The organism is Pseudomonas sp. S04, assembly GCF_009834545.1.
GTDB lineage: Bacteria > Pseudomonadota > Gammaproteobacteria > Pseudomonadales > Pseudomonadaceae > Aquipseudomonas.
In genome coordinates, this window is sequence record NZ_CP019427.1 from 1,156,501 (window position 1) to 1,180,450 (window position 23,950).

Annotated in this window: 21 protein-coding genes; 7 read left to right on the forward strand and 14 right to left on the reverse strand. The window is 62.0% G+C overall.

Going from position 1 to position 23,950, the window contains the following annotated elements:
- Positions 1-89 precede the first annotated feature (89 nt).
- On the forward strand, positions 90-1,451 hold the full coding sequence (locus tag PspS04_RS04965) for a transporter substrate-binding domain-containing protein (protein WP_159993967.1): 1,362 nt from the start codon (positions 90-92) through the stop codon (positions 1,449-1,451).
- Between the two features lie 167 nt (positions 1,452-1,618).
- A complete protein-coding gene (locus PspS04_RS04970) occupies positions 1,619-1,906 on the forward strand; it encodes a DUF3509 domain-containing protein (protein WP_095166656.1) in 288 nt (95 codons plus the stop codon).
- A gap of 167 nt (positions 1,907-2,073) precedes the next feature.
- On the opposite strand, the gene PspS04_RS04975 is transcribed toward PspS04_RS04970, so the two are convergent.
- Positions 2,074-3,000, reverse strand: a complete 927-nt coding sequence (locus PspS04_RS04975) for a TIGR02285 family protein (RefSeq protein ID WP_442966616.1) — start codon at positions 2,998-3,000, stop codon at positions 2,074-2,076.
- Positions 2,981-4,180 (reverse strand): CaiB/BaiF CoA transferase family protein, encoded by a 1,200-nt coding sequence (locus PspS04_RS04980; RefSeq protein WP_095166660.1) that lies wholly within the window; start codon positions 4,178-4,180, stop codon positions 2,981-2,983. The genes PspS04_RS04975 and PspS04_RS04980 overlap by 20 nt, the downstream gene beginning before the upstream one ends.
- A gap of 149 nt (positions 4,181-4,329) precedes the next feature.
- On the opposite strand from PspS04_RS04980, the gene PspS04_RS04985 reads away from it, so the two are divergent.
- From PspS04_RS04985 to PspS04_RS04995, 3 genes are all read left to right on the forward strand, one after another.
- Positions 4,330-4,872 (forward strand): YaeQ family protein, encoded by a 543-nt coding sequence (locus PspS04_RS04985; protein ID WP_095166662.1) that lies wholly within the window; start codon positions 4,330-4,332, stop codon positions 4,870-4,872.
- Between the two features lie 81 nt (positions 4,873-4,953).
- Complete coding sequence (recJ, locus tag PspS04_RS04990) at positions 4,954-6,663, forward strand: single-stranded-DNA-specific exonuclease RecJ (RefSeq protein ID WP_159993971.1); 1,710 nt, start codon at positions 4,954-4,956, stop codon at positions 6,661-6,663.
- A 168-nt stretch (positions 6,664-6,831) separates the two neighbouring features.
- A complete protein-coding gene (locus tag PspS04_RS04995) occupies positions 6,832-7,938 on the forward strand; it encodes an NADH:flavin oxidoreductase/NADH oxidase (protein WP_095166665.1) in 1,107 nt (368 codons plus the stop codon).
- A gap of 76 nt (positions 7,939-8,014) precedes the next feature.
- Here the strand turns inward: PspS04_RS04995 and PspS04_RS05000 are convergent, their stop codons facing one another.
- Positions 8,015-9,649 (reverse strand): glucan biosynthesis protein D, encoded by a 1,635-nt coding sequence (locus tag PspS04_RS05000; RefSeq protein WP_095166667.1) that lies wholly within the window; start codon positions 9,647-9,649, stop codon positions 8,015-8,017.
- A gap of 394 nt (positions 9,650-10,043) precedes the next feature.
- On the opposite strand from PspS04_RS05000, the gene PspS04_RS05005 reads away from it, so the two are divergent.
- Positions 10,044-10,229: a hypothetical protein gene (locus PspS04_RS05005; protein WP_159993973.1), complete on the forward strand. Its 186-nt coding sequence runs from the start codon at positions 10,044-10,046 to the stop codon at positions 10,227-10,229.
- Between the two features lie 46 nt (positions 10,230-10,275).
- Here PspS04_RS05005 and PspS04_RS05010 read toward each other — a convergent pair whose 3' ends face one another.
- The 11 genes from PspS04_RS05010 to PspS04_RS05060 all read right to left on the reverse strand — a co-directional run bounded on the left by PspS04_RS05010 (position 10,276) and on the right by PspS04_RS05060 (position 22,874).
- The gene (locus tag PspS04_RS05010; RefSeq protein ID WP_095166671.1) at positions 10,276-10,566 is read right to left on the reverse strand and encodes a type II toxin-antitoxin system RelE/ParE family toxin; all 291 of its coding nucleotides are present in this window, start codon (positions 10,564-10,566) and stop codon (positions 10,276-10,278) included.
- Positions 10,535-10,792 carry a CopG family ribbon-helix-helix protein gene (locus tag PspS04_RS05015; RefSeq protein ID WP_095166673.1) on the reverse strand — a complete coding sequence of 86 codons (258 nt, stop codon included), beginning with the start codon at positions 10,790-10,792 and terminating at the stop codon, positions 10,535-10,537. The genes PspS04_RS05010 and PspS04_RS05015 overlap by 32 nt, the downstream gene beginning before the upstream one ends.
- A gap of 177 nt (positions 10,793-10,969) precedes the next feature.
- Positions 10,970-12,832 (reverse strand): NAD(P)/FAD-dependent oxidoreductase, encoded by a 1,863-nt coding sequence (locus PspS04_RS05020; RefSeq protein WP_159993975.1) that lies wholly within the window; start codon positions 12,830-12,832, stop codon positions 10,970-10,972.
- Between the two features lie 61 nt (positions 12,833-12,893).
- On the reverse strand, positions 12,894-14,378 hold the full coding sequence (locus PspS04_RS05025) for an APC family permease (protein WP_159993977.1): 1,485 nt from the start codon (positions 14,376-14,378) through the stop codon (positions 12,894-12,896).
- Positions 14,379-14,503: 125 nt separating this feature from the next.
- Positions 14,504-15,928 carry a gamma-aminobutyraldehyde dehydrogenase gene (locus PspS04_RS05030; protein WP_095166679.1) on the reverse strand — a complete coding sequence of 475 codons (1,425 nt, stop codon included), beginning with the start codon at positions 15,926-15,928 and terminating at the stop codon, positions 14,504-14,506.
- Between the two features lie 165 nt (positions 15,929-16,093).
- Positions 16,094-16,903: an ABC transporter permease gene (locus tag PspS04_RS05035; RefSeq protein WP_095166681.1), complete on the reverse strand. Its 810-nt coding sequence runs from the start codon at positions 16,901-16,903 to the stop codon at positions 16,094-16,096.
- Positions 16,893-17,840, reverse strand: coding sequence for an ABC transporter permease (locus PspS04_RS05040; RefSeq protein WP_159993979.1), 948 nt, complete (start codon positions 17,838-17,840; stop codon positions 16,893-16,895). The genes PspS04_RS05035 and PspS04_RS05040 overlap by 11 nt, the downstream gene beginning before the upstream one ends.
- Position 17,841: 1 nt before the next feature.
- Positions 17,842-18,879 carry an ABC transporter ATP-binding protein gene (locus tag PspS04_RS05045; RefSeq protein ID WP_095166685.1) on the reverse strand — a complete coding sequence of 346 codons (1,038 nt, stop codon included), beginning with the start codon at positions 18,877-18,879 and terminating at the stop codon, positions 17,842-17,844.
- Between the two features lie 249 nt (positions 18,880-19,128).
- Complete coding sequence (ydcS, locus tag PspS04_RS05050; RefSeq protein ID WP_095166687.1) at positions 19,129-20,280, reverse strand: putative ABC transporter substrate-binding protein YdcS; 1,152 nt, start codon at positions 20,278-20,280, stop codon at positions 19,129-19,131.
- 87 nt (positions 20,281-20,367) lie between these two features.
- Positions 20,368-21,858: a gamma-aminobutyraldehyde dehydrogenase gene (locus PspS04_RS05055; RefSeq protein WP_159993981.1), complete on the reverse strand. Its 1,491-nt coding sequence runs from the start codon at positions 21,856-21,858 to the stop codon at positions 20,368-20,370.
- A 101-nt stretch (positions 21,859-21,959) separates the two neighbouring features.
- Complete coding sequence (locus PspS04_RS05060; RefSeq protein WP_095166691.1) at positions 21,960-22,874, reverse strand: LysR family transcriptional regulator; 915 nt, start codon at positions 22,872-22,874, stop codon at positions 21,960-21,962.
- A 198-nt stretch (positions 22,875-23,072) separates the two neighbouring features.
- Here PspS04_RS05060 and PspS04_RS05065 point away from each other — a divergent pair, with 198 nt between their 5' ends.
- Positions 23,073-23,747, forward strand: coding sequence for a tellurite resistance TerB family protein (locus PspS04_RS05065; RefSeq protein WP_159993983.1), 675 nt, complete (start codon positions 23,073-23,075; stop codon positions 23,745-23,747).
- Positions 23,748-23,950: the final 203 nt, after the last annotated feature.

Below are 23,950 nucleotides of genomic sequence, written 5' to 3' on the forward strand. Positions count from 1 at the left end.
TGAAGCCCGTCTCCTGACGGGCTTTCTTATTTCTGCATGTCACACTGCGGCCCCTCAAGGATGGGTGAGTGGATGTGAAGGACATGGGCATGCAGCTTTTGAGACGGGTGACGCCAGCCTTGCGCTGGCTGGTTTTTTTCAGCGTGCTGATACTGGGCCGGGAAGGCCTGGCGATGGCGCCGAACGCCTCGCCAGCGCAGCGCGTGGCGACGACCAGGCCGCTGGTGCTGAGCCCGCAGGAGCGGGAGTGGATCGCCCGCCACCCGCAGGTGATCGTCGCTTCGGTGCAGTATCCGTTGTACCTGTTCAAGGATGAGCAGGGGCAGTGGACTGGCCTGAGCAACGATATCCTGCTGCGACTCTCGCGGATGACGGGCTTGCAGTTTGTCCATCAGGAGTCGTTCTCCACCGAGCATCTGCTGGGCCTGCTGGAAAGCGGGCAGGCGGACATGAGCAGCACGCTGGTGGTGAACGATGAGCGCAAGGGCTTCCTCGACTTCAGCCACGCCTTTGGCGGGTCGGGCTGGGTCTTCGTCGAGCTGGCCGCAGGCGAACCTGTGCAGTCGCTGGAGGCGCTCTCAGGCAAGGTCCTGGCACTACCGGCCCGGCATGCCCTGGAAGCCGGTATCCGGCGCGACTACCCACAGATCCAGTTGCGCACGGTGAAAACCTACGCCGAGGCGCGTGCCCTGGTGGAGAGCGGCGAAGCCCACGCCACCATCGAGAACGAAAATGGCGCCTATCAGTTTCCGGCGGGGCGACTGGCCATCGGTATGAGCGTCGAGGGCCACTGGGTCACCGACCATCTGGCCGTGCGCAAGGGCCAGCCGCAACTGTTGAGCATCCTCAACAAGGCTCTCGAGGCATTTCCTCCTGCCGAATTGCGCGCGATCCGCGTCAAGTGGCTCAATGGCGTGGTGCCCATGCAGCCGCCATCACCGTGGCAACGGTTGATTGAATGGGCGTGCTGGGGGGGAGTGCTCGCGGGTGTGTTCGGCCTGATCTCGGTGTTGTGGAATCGCCGGCTCAATTGCCAGGTCGAGCGCCGAGTCAGGGCCGAAGAGGCGCTGGACGATCAACTGGCGTTTGAACAATGCCTGATCAACGCCATGCCCGATCCGGTGTTCGTCAGGGATCTGGAGGGGCGCTTGATCCAGTGCAACAAGAGCTATGAAGAGTACCTGTCGACGCGCTTTGACCGAGTCCAGGGCAAACGCCTGACCGAGGTCGATACGCTGCCGGCCGCCACGGGCCAGTTGCTGCACGCTGAGTTCATGGCGCAACTGGGCAGCCGCAAAGGCCGTTTTATCGAACGTCAGCTGACGTTCAACAACGGCACGCGGGAGATTTACCAGTGGACGGTGCCGTTCTATAGCGCCAAGGGCGTGCTGCGTGGCGTGCTTGGCGGCTGGACCGCGCCCCGTGGGCCGCGCCACCAGGAGCCGCGCTGAGGTTTGGCGGGGTGTTTTTATCCTGTCATCTTTTCCCGGCATGCTCTGCCAACTAGGGTGTTGCGATATGCCTTCAGTCGAGATCTAGAACTTTCTTCTCGGGCCAGTGGTCATTTACAGTGAACGCGCCTTGGCACTTTGTTTCGGACTATTGAGTGGTGATCGAGATGGAAAGTATCAGCCTATTGTTGGGTGAAGCACTGAGCCCGTACCAGGTAACGCTGACCCCGTCGGGTGTTTCTGGAGAGTGCCTGGTGACCTTGAAGAATGCCGTGGGCGCGATTGTGGTCGAGCGTGAGTTCAGTCAGGCGCAACTGCGCGACAAGCGCCAGCTCACCGACGTGGTCGACGGCTTGCATCGTGATGTGCTGATTGCTGAAGGGCGGCTGCAGCCCTGTGTAATTGCGGCCTTGCGCAATGCCGCGCAAGACAAGCCGACAACGCTGGGCCACTGATTGAGTTTTTTCGGGAACCTTCCCGATATCCCGTAAGTCAGACCCTGTACCAACAAGAGCAAGCATTGTGCTCCGGTGCTTGTCGCTTGTGGTACGGGTCCTTGTTGACCACGTTTAACCCCGAGTCGTCTCCCCACTTCTCGGGGTTTCTTTTGTCTGGCGTTTGATCAGGGGGTCTGGTCCTGGAAAAAACGTCGGGCGTCCTCCAGGTATTCGTCGCGCATCTGCGGGTCGAGCCATTGCGCGTAAAACTCGATCAAGCGATTGTCCCGCAGCTTGAGCACCGTGGCGTTGATCGCCTTGATGGCTTGGCGCCCCTGGGCTGTATCCGAACAGGCGATATGGATCGACTGATACTTGTCCGCGCCACGAATCCCATAGAACTCCAGCTCCTCGGGCGCGATGCCCTGTTGCTGTGCCTGATAGCGAATTTCTGGCCAGTAGCCCAGCAACGCCATCAGGCGCCCCGCACGTTGCATCTGCAGGAGGCTGCCCAGGGCGTCGTTGCCGTAGTGGGCCGACAGGCTGTTGCCGGGAGCCTGCTGCAGGATGCGATCGACCATCTGCCCGTAACTGCGTTCGGCGACCACGCCAAGCTTGCTGTTGTCGCGCGCCAGCAGTAACTCCAGGTCAACCTGGTTGTCGATGATGTAGGGCGCCAGCGCGCCACGGTCCTTGTGGCGGATGGTGATGCCGTTACTGCGGATGCGAAACGCCGGGATCGAATAGGCGAGGCGTTTTGCCCGCTGCGGGTTCCACACCAGCGATGGGTCGCAGGTGAAGCTTGGTTCCAGGAGCATTTGCATGGCGCGCGCGCGATTGACCCGCATCAGGCTGTGCTGGTACTCGGGCATGCTGGCGATCAACAGCGGCATGAACTGGTCGACCGCTCCCTGGTTTTTCTGCGCTCCCTCGAAAATCGTCAGCGGCGGCAAATCGCGCAGCAGCCAGACCAGGGTGTCCTTGTCATTGGCGGCGGCCGGCATCACCGCAAGGCCAGCCAGGGCCGCAGCAACCAGCGCCAGACGCTGTTGTCGGCCGAACAGCCGGCCCAGTGCGGACAGCCTGTTCAGCTTAGATCGCCCCATCTTCACGCAGGCGCGTGATCTGTGCCGCGTCATAGCCCAGCGCACCCAGCACCTGGGCGTTGTGTTCGCCCAGTTCAGCCCCCACCCACTCGCAACTGCCGGGTGTTTGCGAGAGTTTTGGCACGATGCCCGGCATCTTGAACTCCTTGCCGTCGGGCAGCTTGGCCTGGAGGAACATCTCCCGGGCGAGGAATTGCGGGTCGCTGAACATGTCTTCGGCGCTGAAGATACGACTGGCAGGCACCTCGGCGGCGTTCAGGCGCTCGATCACGGTATCCAGCGGTAGTGAGCTGACCCACCGATCAATCACTCCGTACAGCTCGTCACGTCGGCTGTCGCGCCCATCGTTGCTGGCCAGGATCGGGTCGCAGGCCAGGTCGTCGCGGCCGATGGTCTGCATGAAGCGCTTGAAGATTGCGTCGCCATTAGCGCCGATCTGCACATGTTTGCCGTCGGCGCTGGTGTGGATGGAGGAGGGTGTGATGCCGGGCATGATGTTGCCGGTGCGCTCGCGGATGAAGCCGAACACATCGAACTCCGGCACCATGCTTTCCATCATGGCGAAGATCGCTTCATACAGCGCCACGTCCACCACTTGCCCCTGGCCCCCATTGACTTCGCGATGGCGCAGAGCCATGAGCGCGCCGATCACCCCCCACAACGCGGCAATCGAGTCACCGATGGAAATCCCGGTGCGTACCGGTGGACGGTCCTCGAAGCCGGTGATGTAGCGCAAGCCACCCATGGACTCACCTACCGCACCAAAGCCGGGCTGGTCTTTCATCGGGCCGGTCTGGCCGAAGCCGGACAAACGCACCATCACCAGTTTTGGGTTCAGGGCATGCAGCACATCCCAACCCAGGCCGAGCTTCTCCAGCACCCCGGGGCGGAAGTTTTCGATGAGGATGTCGGCTTCACCCAGCAGCTTTTTCAGAATGGCCAGGCCATCGGGGTGCTTGAGGTTGAGGGTCAGGGACTTCTTGTTGCGTGCCTGGACAAACCACCACAGCGAGGTGCCCTCGTAGAGTTTGCGCCACTTGCGTAACGGGTCACCGCCATCCGGAGATTCGATCTTGGTCACATCGGCGCCGAATTCGGCACAGATGCGTGAGGCAAATGGCCCGGCAATCAAGGTGCCGAGCTCGATGACTTTCAGGCCGGAAAGCGGTTTGGCGGTAAGCGGCATGGGCGATCCTGTAGGACAAAAGCGGAGTCAATGCAGCCTTTTATCATAGCCAGGCGCTCATCGCCCAAGCTTGATGGTCGTGATGATTCGTTGAATAGCCCTGGCATCGGTTAGACTTGCCGCCTTTCCTCGTATCAAGAAGCCCGTTCATGGCCCAGCCGTCCACGACCTACAAGTTTGAACTGAACCTTACCGACCTCGACCGCAGCGTGTACGAGAACGTCAAGCAGACCATCGCCCGTCACCCTTCGGAAACCGAAGAGCGCATGACCGTGCGGCTGCTGGCCTATGCATTCTGGTACAACGAGCAATTGTCTTTTGGTCGCGGGTTGTCGGACGTGGACGAACCGGCGCTGTGGGAAAAGAGCCTGGACGATCGCGTTCTGCACTGGATCGAAGTCGGCCAGCCAGACGCTGACCGCCTGACCTGGTGCTCGCGTCGCACCGAACGCACCAGCCTGCTGGCCTACGGCAGCCTGCGAGTCTGGGAAGGCAAAGTGATCCCGGCGATCAGGAACCTGAAAAACGTCAACATCGCGGCGGTGCCCCAGGAAGTCCTGGAAACCCTGGCCAAGGACATGCCCCGCGTCATCAAGTGGGACGTGATGATCAGCGAGGGCACGATCTTCGTCACCGACGACCGTGGCCAGCATGAAGTCCAGCTGCAATGGCTGGCGGGCGAGCGCGGCTAAGGCCTGTTGCCAATCTGGGAGCAGTAGCCTGTAGTCCCGCCGCATTTAACCTGTGAATTTAAGAGAAACCACTGTCATCCCATGCGCATAGAACCTCGCCAGCTTCCCGCCACCCTGCCATTTCTCGGTGATCTGCCGCCGCTGCTGACCCGCTTGTACGCGGCGCGTGGGGTGCAGTCGGAAGCTGAGCTGGACAAGAGTCTGGCGCGCTTGATCCCGTTTCAGCAGCTCAAGGGGATCGAGGCCGCGGTGGACCTGCTGGTGGTGGCGCTGGAGCAGCGCCAGCGGATCCTGATCGTCGGTGATTTCGATGCCGACGGCGCGACGGCGAGTACGGTCGGGGTGCTGGGGTTGCGCCTGCTGGGGGCGGCCCATGTCGATTACCTGGTGCCGAACCGTTTTGAGTACGGCTACGGCCTGACCCCGGAAATCGTCGAGGTGGCGTTGACCCGCACCCCGCAATTACTGATCACCGTGGACAACGGTATTTCCAGCGTCGAAGGCGTGGCAGCGGCCAAAAAGGCCGGGCTCCAGGTACTGGTCACCGACCACCACTTGCCGGGTGATGAACTGCCGCTGGCCGATGCCATCGTCAATCCGAACCAGCCGGGCTGCGACTTTCCGAGCAAGGCGCTGGCCGGTGTCGGAGTGATTTTCTACGTGCTGATGGCGTTGCGTGCACGCTTGCGCAGCCTGGGCTGGTACGCCAGCACGGCGCAACCGAACATCGGCGAGTTGCTGGATCTGGTGGCGCTAGGCAGTGTGGCCGACGTGGTACCCCTGGATGCCAACAACCGGATCCTGGTGCACCAGGGCCTGGAACGTATTCGTGCCGGGCGCGCGCGGCCGGGGATCAAGGCAATCCTCGAAGTGGCCAAGCGTGACCACGCGCGGATTACCTCCACCGACCTGGGCTTCATCCTCGGCCCGCGCCTGAACGCGGCGGGGCGCCTGGACGACATGAGCCTGGGCATCGAGTGCCTGCTCACCGACAACGTCGAGCTGGCGCGGGAAATGGCCGCGCAACTGGACGGCATGAACCAGGACCGTAAATCCATCGAGCAGGGCATGCAGCGTGAAGCGCTGGCCCAGCTCAAGGACCTGCCCGTGGAGTCGATGCCGTTCGGCTTGTGCCTGTTTGATCCGGAGTGGCACCAAGGGGTGATCGGCATCCTCGCGTCGCGGATGAAAGAACGTTATTTCCGTCCCACCATCGCGTTTGCCGATGCGGGCGACGGCATGCTCAAAGGGTCCGGGCGGTCGGTGCAGGGATTCCACATTCGCGACGCCTTGAGCGTGGTGGCGGCGCAGCACCCGGACCTGATCAGCAAGTACGGTGGTCACGCCATGGCCGCGGGCCTGACTTTGCCGCAAGCGAACTTTGCGCTGTTCGCCGAGGCGTTCGACGCCGAAGTGCGTCGTCAGTTGCGTGAAGAAGACCTGACCGGCCGTCTGCTGTCGGACGGCACTCTGGCTGTTGAAGAGTTTCACCTGGAACTGGCCCGCGCCTTGCGCCACGCCGGCCCATGGGGGCAGCACTTCCCGGAGCCGCTGTTTCATGGCGTGTTCCAGTTGGTCGAGCAGCGGGTGGTGGGTGAACGGCACCTCAAAGTGGTCCTGAAAAGCGAATGCGGTTCGGTCAAGCTCGACGGCATCGCCTTTGGTATCGATCGCGAAGTGTGGCCGAACCCGACCATCCGTTGGGTCGAACTGGCCTACAAGCTCGATGTGAACGAGTTCCGTGGCCAGGAAACCGTGCAGTTGATGATTGCCCATATCGAACCGCGTTAAACCCTGCTGGCTGCGCCGATGTCGACTAGGCTCTAAGCACTGCTTGATTGGCCTTGTGACGTATCGTCCATTTTTTGCCCGCGGGGGCGGGTGCTGCATCCTTTCCTGTCACTCGTCGACTATTCAAACAGAACCCTGGAGCCTGCCCACTGATTCGAGAGGTGCCCCATGAGTCTGCTGCTTGAACCCTATACCCTTCGTCAATTGACCCTGCTCAACCGCATCGCCGTGTCGCCGATGTGCCAATACTCCAGCGTCGATGGACTGGCCAATGACTGGCACCTCGTGCACCTCGGCAGTCGCGCCGTGGGCGGGGCTGGCCTGGTGTTCACCGAAGCCACCGCCGTGACTGCCGATGGTCGCATCACCGCCCAGGACCTGGGCCTGTGGAACGACGCGCAGATCGAACCGCTGCAACGCATCACCCGTTTCATTACCGCCCAAGGGGCGGTGGCCGGCATCCAGTTGGCGCACGCCGGACGCAAGGCCAGCACTCATCGGCCATGGTTGGGCAAGCACGGCAGCGTCAAGCCGGCCGATGGTGGCTGGACGCCGGTAGGCCCTTCGCCGATAGCCTTCGATCCGGAACACAGCCAGCCCACCCAACTGAGCGAATCGCAGATCAGCGAGGTCATCCAGGCCTTTGTCGAGGCCGCCAAACGCGCCCTGGAGGCAGGTTTCAAGGTGGTCGAGGTGCACGCAGCCCACGGTTACCTGCTGCATCAGTTTCTTTCGCCCCTGAGTAACCAGCGGCGTGACCAGTATGGGGGCTCGTTCGAAAACCGCATTCGCCTGGTGCTGCAAGTGACCGAAGCCGTGCGTGCCGTGTGGCCAGAGGAGTTGCCGTTGTTCGTGCGGGTATCGGCCACGGATTGGGTCGAGGACGGCTGGAATCCGGACGAAACCGTGGAGCTGGCGCGTCGCCTGAAAGCCTTGGGGGTCGACCTGATCGATGTGTCCTCGGGTGGGACGGCGGCGAATGCCGAGATTCCGACCGGGCCGGGTTATCAGACGCGATTTGCCGAACGGGTACGCAAGGAGTCCGGGATCGCCACCGGCACGGTAGGCCTGATTACCGAACCGGCCCAGGCCGAGCACATTTTGCGTACCTGCCAGGCCGACATCATCCTGCTGGCCCGTGAACTGCTGCGTGACCCTTACTGGCCGCTGCACGCTGACGACGACCTGGGCGGACGCAAGGCGATATGGCCGTCACAGTACCAACGGGCAACCCACCGCGATCAGCCGATCCATGAGTCGGATCTACGCGATTGATCGATTTGTAGGGGGGGAGGGGCAGGCTTGCCAACCTGCCCCTTGTAGGATCGTTCAAACGTTATTGCATGGCCTTTTACGCAGCAGGCCAATCCGGATAGTTGCGCTTGTCCGGCGCCGGCGGGAAGTACTGGTACAGCCAGGTCTCGCTCAGTGTCCGGTCCTGGGTGCGGATGAACAGACGCAGCTCTACCGGCTCCACGCTGTCGTTGGTGGGGAACCAGTCGAAGGTGATCCGGTAGCCCTTGATGTCATCGAGCACCAGCACGTTGAAATCCTTGACCTCACCGTTCGACGCGGTCACCACCGGCTCGATGCCAGTGCCCGGTGGCAGGCGATCCAGACCGCCGCCGTTGAAGTCGACGGCAAAGCGCCGCGCCCAGACCTTCGGATAATGCTCACCCGGGGCCCAGCCTTCGGTGAACCCGCCCATGCCCGATCGGGTGGCGTTAACCCGTGCCAGTGGCGTACCGACGGGCGGCAGGGCGCTCCAGTAGAGCTTGTAGCCATAGTTCAGGGAGTCGCCAGCCGCCACCGGCTTTTTCGGCGTCCAGAAGGCCACGATGTTGTCCAGGGTTTCGCCCGTGGTAGGGATCTCCAGCAGGTCGATGGAGCCTTCGCCCCAAGCGGTGGTTGGTTCGACCCACAGACTTGGACGCTTGCTGTACCAGTCGACGGTGTCTTGATAGCTGGCAAATTCGTGGTCGGTCTGGACCAGGCCGAAACCTTTCGGGTCCTTGTCGGCGAAGGCGTTGAACTGCAGGGTCGCCGGATTGTTCAGCGGACGGCAGATCCACTCGCCGTTGCCGCGCCACATGGCGAGGCGGTCCGAGTCGTGGATTTGCGGGTGAATGGTGTCGCACATGCGCCGCTCATGGGTGCCGCAACTGAACATGCTGGTCATCGGCGCAATGCCCAATTGTTCAATGGCGGTGCGGGCGTTGACGTGGGCATCGACGGCCATCACTACCTGATTGGCCTGGCAATCGATGTCGAAGCGGTAGGCCCCGGTGGCGCTCGGTGAATCGAGCAGGGCATAGACCACAAACCGAGTGCTGTCCTTGTCCGGGGTTTCGAACCAGAACTTGGTGAAGTCGGGGAATTCTTCGCGTTTTTTCGCGTAGGTGTCGATAGCCAGGCCGCGGGCCGACAAGCCGTACTGGCCGGTGTTGTCCACCGCGCGGAAGTAGCTGGCGCCGAGGAACGACACCACGTCGTGCCGGTCCAGTTCCGGGGCCTTGAACAGCTTGAACCCGGAGAACCCCAGGTCACCCTTGAGTTGTGCTGTATCGACTTTGGAGTTCTGGTAGTTGAACAGTGCCGGGCGGAAGTGCACTTCCCGCGCCTGCCGGGTTTTCGGGTCGACGCTGTACATGCGCACCGGCTGCTTGAAGCCCATGCCGACATGGAAGAACTGCACGTCGAGCTGGCCATTCAGTTCATTCCACAGGGAATGTTTGGCGTCGTATTGAATGGCATTGAAGTTCTGCGGCGTCATGCTGGCCAATGTCGGCGGCAGCACCTGCTTGGTGTCGGCGTAGCGGGTGCTGGCCAGTTGTTTGGCCTGCACCTTCAGCGCCTCGAAATCGAAGGCTTGCGCCTCACCATCAGCCGTGCCGGCCCAGGCACGGGCGGCCAGCAGTCCGGTGGCCGAGAGGCCGGTGTAGGCGGCGATGGCCATGGAGGCCTTGAGCAAATTCCTGCGGTGCATAGGACAACCTGTCTTGGACGATCCCGCGGCGTTCCTGGCTGCGTTACGGATCAGAAATAGAGGTTCGGACAAACCTTCGGCCAAACGCATGGGAGTTTAAACAGATGCCAAACAAGTTAAAGGGTTCGAAATAACTCGCAAACTGATTGCCTTGCACTTTGCGCAAAACTGCGGCGGGTCAGGTCGTGGACGGGGTTCAACGTCTGTCCGATGCAGTGTTTAAAATAAGCGTTTTTATTTTTTTGACTAATTACTCTAAAAATACCTCGCAACGGATTTTTTGTTTCTATTCTTAGGTTCATGACCGGCCCTTGCCCAGGGGTTGGCGCAGGTTGGAGCAACAGCAGGGCGATGGAGTAATCAGGGTTTCATCACACGCAGAGGGACATCGTCCATGGCTAAAGCGCAAGGCATCATCGGTTGGCTGGGTTTGTTTGCAGGCATGAACTTTTCGCGGCGGTCACGCCGGTTGAGTTCAGAGGAAATAAAACTGCTGGAGCGTTATCGCGAGCTCTCGGAGAGTGACCGGATTGCCATGCGCTATCTGGTGGATGCAATGCGCAGTGTGTCGCGGTTCTGAAGAAGGGGGTAGGACTCTCCCCTGGTAGTTGCAGGGGAGAGCATCGTCACCACTGCTGGTGACGCTCGGTTCGCTGATGCAGGATCCGCAGAACCTGGACCTGGCCCAGGGCCAGGCGATAGGGCACGACGAAGGGTATTTGATTCAGCACCAGTTCGCGCACATCCGGTACCTGTGACGGACGGCCCGAGCCGGGAAAACGTTGCAGTTGTTCAAGCCTGTCGAAGATGTCGGCCACTACATCGTCGGCGCCGGCTACTCCGACCAGGCCACTGTAATGTTCATGAATGGCCTGCAGATCACTTTCAGCTTTTTCGGTCAGTGCGACTCTCGGCACGGTTCGCCCACTTAGCCTTGACGGCGTCCAGTTCGGTCAGTTTGCCAGCGTCGGCATCGGCAATGCCTTCGCTGATGGCTTGCAGATGCCAGGACTCGGCTTCCACATAACGAACCAGTGCACGCTTGAGATGGTACTGCCTGTCACGATCGGTCGCGGCAGCCAGTTGATCCAGCTGCTGGGCCAGGACCTCTTCGACTCGAAAAGACAAAACGGGCGAAGCCATGGGGCTCTCCTGTAGAGGTTGTATACGCTGTAAACAAGGTATACACCCTAGGCTTCGCTCGTGCCTCAGTCAACCGTCGGTGCGTGCGCCGGTCGTCGTTAACCTTAGCGGGGCAGGTGCCAGGGGGCTGCCGGTAAGTATGACCAGATGTCTTGCCCGTCCAGTGCTTGTTGGACCTTAGCCCACTTCTCCTACCGCCCTGTACGCCTCATCGATGGCGGCATGGGCATAAGCACTCCAGGCTGCGTCGGAATTGGCGATGCTGACCTTGCCCACTGGCTGACGCGCCAGGTTCATCAGTTTTTCACTCTCGTCGGAATCGTCGTACAGGCTATTGGAGAAGTACGCGTAGCCATGTGACCAGCGGTTGACGGTGATGGCCAGGATGTCGGTCTGGTGGTTGAAGCCACCCGGGCCGAGCATGCGTTGCAGCTGATCGCGCAGTTGGGCTTCGAGGACCTCGAAGGTCTGTCCGTACAGTCGACCTCGACCGGCACGGGCCTGGTCGCGGGCGTTCATGCCGCTGTTGGGGCTGGTGGGCACATAGACCATGTGCAGGCCAATTGGCTGTGTCGGGTCCTTGGGGTGATCGTAGCCGCCCATGCTCACCGGGTAGTCGAGCTTGATCCGGCTGTAGGGCTGGGTCGCGGCATAGATTTCGTGGACCCCCAGTTTCTGGAACGATTGCCAGTTGCGGATCACCACTTTGGTGTACACCAGCGGGAATTTCACGTTCTGGCTCAGGGCGTGGGATTGTTCGGCCGAGAGGTCGCGCAGCAAGTAGGGAATCATCATGTTGTAGCAGGCCATGATGCAGTGTTTGCCACGCACCTGGCTCAGTTGTCCGCCACGGCTGTAACCGATGTTCACCCCGTTGCCGATGTTGCGCACGCTGACTGCAGTGCTGTTGAGGCGAATGCGCACCGGGGTTTTCGCCTGGTCGAGTTTGCTGTAGTCGAACGGTGCCAGGACGATATCGTCCATGGTGTGACCGGGGGCCACTGCCGGGATCAGGCTGCGCACCAGCAGGCGGGCCAGCGAGGCGTTGCCGTCGGGGAAGTGGTAGATGTAGGGCTCTTCCATTTCCGCCTGGGCTTCTTCGCTGATCGGCTCCAGGTTCATCGCCGAGAAGCCTGGGAAACCGACGTTGTAGGCGTCATACGCTGCCACGGCATCGATGCTCAGGGCCATGAAGTCGTTGGTGCGGCTCTGGAAATACTTCACCGCCTGTTCCGAAAGGCCGACGTCCTTGAGCAGGAAGTCGCGATAGCTGGTGCGCTCCAGGTGGGCGGTTTTGTCTTCGGTGGATTGGCCTGCCAGGTAGTCCGTGGGGGCGCTGTGCACCGCGATCAGTGCTTCACGGTCGGCCTGTGGCAGTGGGAAGTCGTTGATGAAGTCTTCAATGCTGCGGGCGTGCAACTGGTCCGGGGCGATATCGTCGGCCACCATCGGGGTTGGGTCGCCGGTCACCAGTTTGTCTTCGCCGAAGTTTTCCTTGTCGAAGAACACCGCGCGTGACAGGCCCAAGCCAGGATAGAACTGGCGATCGAAAGCACTTTCAAAGCGCTTGATGTCGACCCCGAGTTTCTTCAGCAGGCCATTCACTTCCTTGCTGTAGAGGTGGCTGGGCGACTGGAAGGCTTCACTGCCGCCATAGCCGAGGATCATCCGTCCGCCGGCGGAGAACTCGTTGCGCTTGGCGTGGCCTCCGAAGTCGTCGTGGTTTTCCAGGATCAGGATGCGTGCCTTGGGATGTTTTTCGCGGTAGAACCAGGCGGCGGACAACCCGCTCAGGCCTGCGCCGACGACTATCAGGTCGTACTCTTCGCTGATCGGCAGTGGGTCGGTGTCGAAGACTTTTTTCTCCCAGCCCATCTGGTGCGCCAGTTCGAACGAGCCGACGTGGCTGCCGCGCAGGCCGGTGAGGGCGGGTGGATAGTAGCGGCCATCAGGGGCGGCCTGGAGCAGTTGCAGCGGGGTCATTCCGGCGGCAATGCTGATGGCGACACCGTTGAGGAAGTCGCGGCGGGTGATATCCATGTTCAATCCTTGGTGGTTTTTTAGTCGCCCCGACCCGCGTGCAGGGGGCAGGGCGTTGTCGTTACCGGCTGACTTTCCAGGCATCGCCTGCTGGGGCGGTGCCATGGTCATAGGGTTTGCCGAGCCACATGTAGAGCAGGCCCAGGCCAATGACGATGGCCGTGCTCAGCACCATCGCGTAGTTGACGTACCACGGCGCATCCGGCGTGCGTGGCCAAGCCATGTTGATGATTGCCCCGACACCATAGACCAGCGCGCCGATGTTCACGGGCAGGCCCCAGGCCCCGAGGGTGAACTTGCCGCTGGGTTTCCAGCCGCGAGCGCGGGCGTAGAGCGCCGCGAGCACGATCATCTGGAATGCCAGGTAGATCCCGATGGCAGCGAAGCTGACGATGGTGGCGACGGCGTCCTGTAGGAAAAAGCCCAGGGCGATGATCAACGCCGGCAGGATACCGGAGACGAACAAGGCGGCAACCGGAACCTGGGTGTTCGGCGAAATCCGCTTGAGTAGGCCGCTGCCGATGACCATTTCGTCACGCGCGTAGGAGTACAGCAGACGGCTGGCCGCCGCTTGTAGGCTGATCACGCAGGAGATGAAGGAAATCATCACCACGCCCATCACCACCTTTGAGCCTACCGGGCCGAATGCGTTGTTGAGGATGGTGGTGACCGGGTCTTTATCGGTGCCATTGATCACCGCTTGCATGTCCGGCACCGCCAGGATCAGGGCCAGGCAGGCAAACATCGCGGCAATGCCGCCGATGTAGATGGTCATGCGCATGGCCACCGGAATCTTCTTGCTCGGGTTGGGGGTTTCTTCGGCCACATCGCCACAGGCTTCGAAGCCGTAGTACAGGAACATCCCGGCCAGGGAGGCGGTCAGGAACGCCGGCAGGTAGGAGCCATCGACGCTGATGTCGAAGGTGTTGAACAGCACGCTGAGGGGTTGATGACGCTCGAACAGCAACAGATAGACACCGACGATGACCGCGCCGATCAGTTCACAGAGGAAACCGAACATGGCAATGCGCGCCAGCACCTTGGTGCCGCTGAGGTTGACCAGGGTGGCGAACAGCGTCAGTACCAGGGCAATGATGATGTTGGTGTTGTTGTTCGGTTCAAAACCGAGCATGGCCGCCAGGTACGGGCCGGCGCCGACCGCGACGGCAGCGATGGTCACGCACAGGGCAATGGAGTAGATCCAGCCCACCATCCACGCCCAGCGCTTGCCCACCAGGCGTCGGGCCCACGGGTAGACGCCGCCGGAGATCGGGAACTGCGAGACCACTTCGCCGAAGATCAGGCACACCAGCATCTGGCCGCAGCCCACCAGCAGGTAGGCCCAGAACATCGGTGGGCCACCGGCGGCCAGGCACAGGCCGAAGAGGGTATAGACCCCGACGACCGGAGACAGGTAGGTGAAGCCCAGGGCGAAGTTTTCCCACAGGCTCATGCTGCGATTGAAATTGGAGGTGTATCCCAGTTTACGTAGCTGCTCGGCATCGCTGTCAGCGACGGCGGGAGAGTGTTCGGGTAATGCACTCATGGCGTGGATGCTCCGGAAAATCGGCAGATTTCGGATGGCCGAAACCGTGGCGGGGCCTTGGGGCGCCGCCAGGATCGGTGGTTATTGTTTTGTCTTCTTGGGTTTGGAGCCTGCTGGTGAGGCGTTTAGTGCTTGAACATCACATGCCGCACGGTGGTGTAGTCCTCGAGCCCATACATGGACATGTCCTTGCCATACCCGGACAGTTTCTGACCGCCATGGGGCATTTCGCTGACCAGCATGAAGTGGGTATTCACCCAGGTGCAGCCATATTGCAAACGCGCGGCGAGACGGTGGGCGCGGCCTACGTCAGCGGTCCACAGCGACGACGCCAGGCCGTAGTCCGAATCGTTGGCCCAGCCCAGTACCTGAGCCTCATCGTTGAAACGAGTCACCGAGACCACTGGACCGAACACTTCACGTCGGACGATTTCATCGTCCTGCTGGGCGTCGGCCAGTACCGTTGGCTCGAAGAAGAAACCCTCGCCTTCCACGGCCTTGCCGCCGGTGATCAAGCGAATGTGCGGTTGCGCCACGGCGCGCTCGACAAAACCGGCGACGCGGTCGCGATGCTGGGCGGTGATCAGCGGGCCCAGTTCGGTGGCGGGATCATCCTGCAGGCCGTATTTGATGCTGCTGACCGCGGCCCCCAGTTTCTCCACGAACTGCTCGTAGATACCGGCCTGGGCATAGATGCGGCAGGCAGCGGTGCAGTCTTGGCCGGCGTTGTAGAAACCGAAGGTGCGGATGCCTTCCACGGCCGCGTCGATGTCGGCGTCGTCGAAGATGATCACCGGCGCCTTGCCGCCCAGTTCCATGTGCATGCGTTTGACGCTGTCAGCGGTGCTGGAAATGATGTTCGAGCCGGTGGCGATCGAGCCGGTCAGCGACACCATGCGCACTTTCGGATGAGTGACCAGCGGACTACCCACCGTCGGCCCACGACCGAACACCAGGTTGAGCACGCCAGCCGGAAAAATCTCCGACGCCAGCTCGGCCAGGCGCAAGGCGGTCAGCGGGGTCTGTTCCGACGGCTTGAGCACCACGGTATTGCCGGCCGCCAGGGCTGGAGCGATTTTCCAGGCGACCATCATCAGCGGGTAGTTCCACGGCGCGATCGAGGCAATCACGCCGACTGGATCGCGGCGGATCATCGAGGTGTGGCCCGGCAGGTATTCACCCCCGGCCATGCCGCTCATGCAACGGCTGGCGCCGGCGAAGAAGCGGAACACATCGGCAATCGCCGGGATCTCGTCGTTCAACGCCGCACTCAGCGGTTTGCCGCAGTTATCCGATTCCAGCTTGGCCAGTTCTTCGCCGTGGGCTTCGATGGCGTCGGCCAGCTTGAGCAGCAGCAGCGAGCGGTCCTTGGGCGGGGTCTGCGACCAACTGTCGAAGGCCGCATCGGCGGCGCGTACGGCGGCGTCGACCTGGGCTTCGCTGGCTTCGTTGATCTGCACCAGCACACGGCCCAGCGACGGGTTGAAGACGGCCTGGGCCGGGCCTTCGCCCTCCACCAGTTGGCCGTTGATCAGCAGTTTGGTTTGCATGTTCATGTCCTCTTTGGCGCTTTTATTTTTCTGCTGAAACCGGAACCCAGGTGGGAGCGGGCTTGCCCGCGATGAGGTCATCGCATCCAACATTGATGATGATTGACCCAACGCAATCGCGGGCAAGCCCGCTCCCACAGTGGCCCTGTTCCTCCAGTTATCCGTTTATTTACCGCCGCTACCGGCCACGCTTTCACCGCCGCGTGTCAGGTAGTAGGCACCGAGAATCGGCAGCATGGTCACGATCATCACCAGCATCGCCACCACGTTGGTCACAGGCACGTCCCGTGGGCGGCTCAGTTGATTGAGCAGCCACAGCGGCAAGGTGCGTTCATGGCCGGCGGTGAAGGTGGTGACGATGATTTCGTCGAACGACAGGGCAAACGCCAGCATGCCGCCGGCCAGCAACGCCGAGCCGAGGTTCGGCAGGATGATGTAGCGGAAGGTCTGCCAGCCATCGGCGCCCAGGTCCATCGAGGCCTCGATCAGGCTGTGGGAGGTGCGGCGCAGGCGGGCGATGACGTTGTTGTAGACGATCACCACACAGAAGGTCGCGTGACCGACGATGATGGTGAACATACCTGGCTCGATGCCCAGGGATTTGAAAGTCGCCAACAAGGCAATCCCGGTGATGATCCCCGGCAGGGCAATCGGCAGGATCAGCATCAACGAGATGCCTTGCTTGCCGAAGAAGTCGCGCCGGTACAGCGCCGCCGAGGCGAGGGTGCCGAGGACCATGGCAATCAGGGTCGCGATGGCGGCGATCTGGGCCGACAGCTTGATGGCTTCCAGGACGTCAGGTCGCGAGAACGCAACGCCGATCCACTTCAGGGTGAAACCCTTGGGCGGAAAACTGAACGCTGCGTCTTCGGTGTTGAAGGCGTACAGGAAGATGATCAGGATCGGGAAGTGCAGGAACACCAACCCGCCCCAGGCCGCGATGCGCAGACCTAAAGAAGCTTTCTCAGAGTGCATCGAAGGCCCCCAGGCGTTTGACGATGGATAGGTAGATGGCGATCAGCACGATCGGCACCAGGGTGAAAGCCGCGGCCATCGGCATGTTGCCGATCGCGCCTTGCTGGGCGTAGACCATGCTGCCGACGAAGTAGCCCGGCGGGCCCACCAGTTGCGGCACGATGAAATCGCCCAGGGTCAGGGAGAAAGTGAAGATCGAACCGGCGGCGATGCCCGGGATCGACAGCGGCAGGATCACCTGCATGAAGGTCTGGCGTGGCTTGGCCCCGAGGTCGGCGGAGGCTTGCAGCAGGGACGGTGGCAGGCGCTCCAGCGAAGCCTGGATCGGCAGGATCATGAACGGCAGCCAGATGTACACGAACACCATGAAGCGGCCCAGGTGCGAGGTGGACAGGGTGCTGCCACCGATCCCGGGAATCCCCAGCACGAATTGCAGCACCGGCTCCAGCCCCAGGTGCTGGACGAACCACTGTGCGACGCCGCCTTTGGCCAGCAGCAAGGTCCAGGCGTAGGCCTTGACGATGTAGCTGGCCCACATCGGCATCATCACCGCAATGTAGAAGAACGCCTTGGTCTTGCCGGTGGTGTAGCGCGCCATGTAGTAGGCAATCGGAAACGCCACGATGGCGCTGGCGATCGAGACCACGATGGCCATGCTCAGGGTGCGCAGGATGATGTCGAAGTTCGACGGCTGGAACAGCGCGGCGAAGTTGCCCAGGGTCAGGTCGGGGGTGACCGCCATGGTGAAGTCGTCAAAGGTGTAGAAGCCCTGCCACAACAGGGTCAGGAGCGAGCCGAGATAGATCGCGCCGAACCAGATCAGCGGCGGCACCAGCAACATCGACAGGTACAGATTGGGGCGGCGATACAGCAGGTTGGAGAACCGGCGCAGCGGCGAGCCCCCCGAAGGCGTTTGTGTCATGGCCACGGTGTTCATCTCACACCCCGCTCGTGACGGTGTCGTGCAGCGGGGTCATCGCCTCGCGGGCCCAGCGCGCGCTGATGCGTTGTCCGGTCTGGTGCTGGGCGCTGGTGTCCAGCCACTGGTTGTTGGCCTTGCTGATGTTCAGGGTCTGGCCATTTTCCAGCTTCAACTCGTAACGGGTGGCGCTGCCCTGGTACTGGATGTCGTGCAGCAGGCCGCTGACTTCGATCTCATGGCTGGCCAGCGGGCCTTCGGCGAAACGCACGTGTTCCGGACGAATCGAGAAGGGCTGCGGGTTGCCGCTCAGTTGTTGCGCCAGGTCGCCACGGATCACGTTGGAGGTGCCGACGAATTCGGCGACGAAGGTGGTGGCCGGTTTCATGTACAGGTTGCGCGGGGTGTCGACCTGCTCGATGCGGCCCTTGTTGAACACCGCCACGCGGTCGGACATCGACAGGGCTTCGGTCTGGTCGTGGGTGACGAAAATGAAGGTGATGCCGAGCTGGCGCTGCAGTTTCTTCAGCTCGCTCTGCATTTGCTCACGCAGCTTCAGGTCCAGCGCCCCCAGGGGTTCGTCGAGCAACAGCACCCGTGGGCGATTGACCAGAGCGCGAGCCAGGGCCACACGCTGGCGCTGGCCGCCGGACAATTGCACCGGCTTGCGCTCGCCGTAGCCGCCCAGGGCCACCATGGCGAGGGATTCTTCGGCACGCTCCAGGCGTTCCTTCTTGCCCACGCCCTTGACCTTCAGGCCGTAGGCGACGTTGTCGCGGACATTCATGTGGGGGAACAGGGCGTAATCCTGGAAGACGGTGTTGACGTCACGCTGATAGGGCGGCAGGCCGGCGGCTTCTTCGCCGTGGATGCGGATCGACCCCGCGCTCGGCTGTTCGAAGCCGGCGATCAGCCGCAGGCAGGTGGTTTTGCCCGAGCCGGAAGGGCCGAGCATGGAAAAGAACTCGCCGTCCTGGATGTCGATGGAAACCCGGTCTACGGCTTTCACTTCGCCGAATAGACGGGAAACGTTGGTGAACTGGACTGCAAGCGTCATGGTGCGGTGCTCCAAAAAGGCGCGGGCCGTCGCAGCGGCCCTGCCTGGACTTCTGAAAAATCTATCAATCGAAAATCAATTCTGCTTTTGGCAAAGCGATGGAGCTGGAAAAGTCGTTCAGGGAGCGTCGCGAGCAGCGATTAGTCGTGTCCGGCCAGCGCACAGCCCCCGCAGCGTACGTCAGTACGTGAGGAGGCGAGCACTGCCCGGGCGCGGATAATCGACGCGCAGCAGCTCCCGGAATGACTTTTAGCGGCCGCCCATGATCGCGATGTAGTCCTGGGTCCAGCGGCTGTACGGCACGAACTTGCCGCCTTCAGCCTGCGGGGTTTTCCAGAAGGCGATCTTCTCGAACTGGTCGAAACCGTTGGTCTTGCAGCCTTCGGCGCCCAGCAGTTCGCTGCCCTGGCAAGCCGCCGGGACCGCTGGCAAGGAGCCGAACCAGGCCGCGACATCGCCCTGGACCTTGGGTTGCAGCGACCAGTCCATCCACTTGTAGGCGCAGTTCGGGTGCTTGGCCTCGGCGTGCAGCATGGTGGTGTCGGCCCAGCCGGTGGCGCCTTCTTTCGGGATAGTCGAGGCGATGGGCTGTTTCTCGTTCATCAGGCCGTTGACCTGATAGGGCCAGGCGCTGGAGGCCACTACCCCTTCGTTCTTGAAGTCACTCATTTGCACGGTGGTGTCGTGCCAGTAGCGGTGGATCAGCGGCTGCTGGGCGCGCAGCAGGTCGAGCACGGCCTTGTACTGTGCTTCGGTCAGCTCGTAGGGGCTCTGGATGCCCAGTTCCGGCTTGGTGCTTTTCAGGTACAGCGCCGCGTCGGCGATGTAGATCGGGCCGTCATAGGCCTGCACGCGGCCTTTGTTGGGCTTGCCGTCTGGCAGGTTCTGCGCATCGAACACCACGTTCCAGCTGGTGGGGGCCGTCTTGAACACGTTGGTGTTGTACATCAGCACGTTCGGGCCCCATTGATAGGGGGTGCCGTATGTCTGCTGGTTGACCACGTACCAAGGGGCATCCTTGAGGCGCGGGTCGAGGTTTTTCCAGTTAGGGATCAGCGCGGTATTGATCGGCTGCACACGCTTGCCGACGATCAACCGCAGCGAGGCGTCGCCAGAGGCAGTCACCAGGTCGTAGCCGCCTTTGGCCATCAGGCTGACCATCTCATCGGAAGTGGCGGCGGTCTTGACGTTGACCTTGCAGCCGGTCTCCTTCTCGAAACCGGTCACCCAGTCGTAGGCCTTGTCGCTTTCACCCCGTTCGATGTAGCCAGGCCAGGCCACGATGTCCAGTTGGCCCTCGCCGGCACCAACGGCTTTCAGCGGTTCGGCGGCCTGGAGGCTGGCACTGGCCAGCAGCGCGGTGGTGATTGCACTGAGCAATGCGGTCTTGTGCACGAACATGGGGTTTCCCTCTTCTTTAAATTATGGTCGGGGCAGTGTTGAACGTGATGCAGCTGGCCTTTTCGGCTTGTTATTAGCTTAGTAGCGTTATTTCAGGTCATTGCCGTGACGGGCCATGATGTGCCGCACCACGCTGTAGTCCTGCAGCGAGTCGCTGGACAGGTCCTTGCCGTAGCCGGAGCGTTTCAAACCGCCGTGGGGCATTTCACTGACCAGCATGAAGTGGCTGTTGATCCAGGTGCAGCCGTACTGCAAGCGCGCCGCGACCTGCATCGCCTTGTCCAGGTTTTGCGTCCAGACCGACGACGCCAGGCCATATTCCGAGTCGTTGGCCCAATCCACCGCTTGCTCCAGCTCGTCGAAGCGGGTCACGGTGACCACCGGGCCGAACACTTCGCGCTGGACGATTTCATCGCTTTGCTTGCAACCGGCGAGCAGGGTTGGCTGGTAATAGAAACCGGCGCCGGAATGCACTGCCGCGCCGGTCACCCGTTCGATGTGCGGCTGGCCGAGGGCGCGTTCGACAAAGCTGGCCACGCGGTCGCGCTGGCGGGTGCTGATCAGAGGGCCGATCTCGTTGTCGGCGTCACGCTTGCCGGCAAACCGCAGGCTGCTGACCGCTGCGCCCAGTTCCGCCACCAGCTTGTCGTGTATCCCCGCCTGGGCATAGATGCGGCAGGCCGCGGTGCAGTCCTGCCCGGCGTTGTAGTAACCGTAGCTGCGCACGCCGGCGACTACGGCTTGCAGGTCGGCATCGTTGCAGACGATCACCGGTGCCTTGCCGCCCAGTTCCAGGTGGGTGCGCTTGAGGGTCTTGGCGGCGGCCTGGAGGATTTTCTGCCCGGTGACGATGTCGCCAGTGAGCGAGACCATGCGTACTTTGGGATGGCTGACCAGGTGGCTGCCGACCCCTTCACCGCCCCCGCAGATGATGTTGATCACCCCGCGCGGCAGAATCTCGGCCAGCGCTGGCGCCAGGGCCAGGATCGACAGCGGGGTATGTTCGGAGGGCTTGAACACCAGGGTATTGCCGGCGGCGAGGGCCGGGGCGATTTTCCAGGCGGCCATCATGATCGGGTAGTTCCACGGCGCAATCGAGGCCACCACGCCAATCGGGTCGCGGCGCACCATGCTGGTGTAGCCCGGCAGGTATTCACCGCTGAGCTGGCCGGTCTGGCAGCGCACGGCGCCAGCGAAGAAGCGGAACACATCGACCGTCGCACTGAGGTCATCCTGGCGCGCCAGGTGCAATGGCTTGCCGCAGTTCAACGATTCCAGGCGGGCCAGCAGGTCAGCGTACTTTTCGATGGCGTTGGCGATTTCCAGCAGGATGTTCGAGCGCTGTTGCGGGGTGGTCCGCGACCAACCGGCAAAGGCCCGGTGGGCGGCGAGGATCGCGGCTTCGACCTGTTCGGTGCTGGCTTCGGCAATGTGGGTCAGCACTTCGCCGGTGGCCGGGTTGAGAATCGGCTCGACAAAGCCCTGGCCGGCTACCAATTCACCATCGATCAGCAATGCGGTGAACAAAGGGGTCTGCGCGGCGGGCATTTTTCGGGTTCTCTTTTGTTGTGTGGCCATGGTGCTCCCTGTGACTGGGGCCCCGACCGTCTTATAGATGTACAAAGACTAGTGGCGGGGCTTGAGGACGACAAATACTAAATACTGAATGCAGCGTTCGATTAAATAGATGGCTTGCGCCCGCCGGGTGGCTGTTCGCGGGCCACCGTCAGGAAGGGGTCGACCAGTGCCGGGCGGGCGGTGCCGCGGCGCCAGGCCAGGCCGACATCGAGGGTCTGGCTGAGGTCGGCGATGGGCCGGGCTTCGATGATGTCGCCTTCCAGGGACCATGGGCGGTAAGTCATGTCGGGCTGGATCGACACCCCCAGGCCCGCTGCCACCAGGCTGCGCACGGCCTCGGTGGAGGCGGTGCGCAGGGTGATGCGTGGCTGCAGCGAGGCGGCTCGCCACATGCGCTGGGCGTTGCGGTCCATCTCGTCGACGTTGAGTTGGATCAGTGGCTCGCGGGCGACATCCGCCAGGTTGATGCTGTCGTGCTCCAGCAGCGGGTGCTGGGCCGGTAGCCACAAGCGGTGGGGCGAGTGAGTCAGTACCTCGGTTTGCAGGGCGTGACGATCCTCGAGGTTGGACAGGATCAGCACCCCGACATCGATTTCGCCACTGACCAGCAAGTGCTCGATGTACGGGCGCTCATCTTCCATGACCCGGAGTTCGACATTGGGGTAGGCCCGTTGAAAGCGGGTCAGCAGGTCGGCCAGGTAGTAGCCCGCGACCAGGCTGGTGACTCCAATGGTCAACTGCCCGGCCACCTGGTCGGTGCTCTGCTGCAGGCTGCGTTTGGCATTGTCCACAGTGGCCAGGATCAAATGCGCCTGGCGCAGGAACTGGTGTCCCTGATGGGTCAGGGTCATGCCCTTGGCGTGGCGGTTGAACAGGTTGACCCCAATCTCCTGCTCCAGTTGCTGGATGGCCAGGGTCAAGGTGGACTGGGAGATATACACCGCTTGTGCGGCGGCCGAGATCGAGCCGGTTTCGGCGACGGCGATGAAGTGACGGATCTGACGCAGGGTCATCATGGGAAAAGTACCCGGTGGGCGGTTTTTATAGATTTTTCCCAGTGTATATCTTTTTTATCGATGCCCTAGCCCAGCTAGCAAGGCGGCCGCAAGGGCTGGGCAACATCTGGAAGCACTCTCGCTGACGGGCCTCGGGCACTTTAGATCTAGGCTGGTGGCCTTATTTATGGGTTAAACGTGATTTTCTGGAGGCGATACATGATTACCCGTGGTTTGCTCGATCAGTTACTCAAGTCCGGCCAGGACCTGTTGCAGAACAAGGCCGGTGGAACCCAGAACAAAGCAGCTGGCGGCGGGCTGGGCAGCCTGCTCTCCGGTGCTGGCGGCGGGGCCTTGGCCGCCGGCGCGATGGGTCTGCTGCTGGGTAACAAGAAGGCGCGCAAAGTCGGCGGCAAGGTGGCGGTCTATGGCGGCCTCGCGGCACTCGGCGTGATTGCCTACAAGGCCTACGGCAACTGGCAGGCCCAGCAGGGCACGGCGCCGCAGACCGAGCCGCAAACCCTCGATCGCCTGCCGCCGGCGCAGGTCGAGCAGCACAGCCAGGCCATCCTCAAGGCCCTGGTGGCTGCTGCCAAGGCCGATGGGCATGTCGACGCGCGCGAGCGTGAGCTGATCGAGGGCGAGTTCCGCAAGCTGGACAACGACCAGGAACTGCAGCACTGGCTGCACGCCGAACTCAACAAACCACTGGACCCGACCGACGTCGCCCGCGCCGCCAGCACCCCGGAAATGGCCGCCGAGATGTACATCGCCAGCGTGATGTTGGTGGACGAGGAGAACTTCATGGAGAAGTCCTACCTCGACGAACTGGCCCGCCAGCTCAAGTTGGAGCCAGGATTGAAGGCCGAGCTGGAGCGGCAGGTGCGTCTCTGAGTGTCGCAGGTGAGCCATCGCCAAGTGAAACACGGCGAGGACTGCGTCCTCGAACGCAGCCTCGCCGGCTCGCCCGCAATGGCCAATCCACCGTCTGTTTCTACACAAATATCACTGGCGGCCCCCAACCTATCTGACGGAAAGTAGCCGTCCCAGAGCGGATCCAGACTTTTCGCTCGGGATGAGACGCAGTGCGCAACCGC